General features: G+C 36.3%; 1 protein-coding gene. It reads right to left on the reverse strand.

From position 1 onward, the window contains the following. Window positions 1–12: 12 nt before the first annotated feature. The coding region (locus tag ORL93_RS31090) for a DDE-type integrase/transposase/recombinase (protein WP_265960359.1) at window positions 13–292 on the reverse strand (280 nt) is incomplete at its 5' end.

Below are 292 nucleotides of genomic sequence, written 5' to 3' on the forward strand. Positions count from 1 at the left end.
TGGAATCTAGTCTTAAGCAGCAATTCCAAATAGTTGATGGATGAACTTCACTTGATTTTGGACAGACTTGTCCAGTAAAACAAGTTGCCCTTTTTTTACCATATGCATAGCTTCTATTCCAGAAATACTGGATGTAGCTGTGCGAAAGGATTTCAATCCTAACATCGAACGAACTCGCTTTTTAATAAACCGATGATCTTGTTCCACTATGTTATTGAGATATTTCACTTGCCTTAGTTGGATGCCTAATGGCATCTTTTTTTCTTTTCTCAATTCTTCAACTGCTATAGGA

Origin of the sequence: Bacillus sp. DHT2 (assembly GCF_026241455.1) — a bacterium.
Classification (GTDB): domain Bacteria; phylum Bacillota; class Bacilli; order Bacillales; family Bacillaceae_G; genus Bacillus_A; species Bacillus_A pseudomycoides.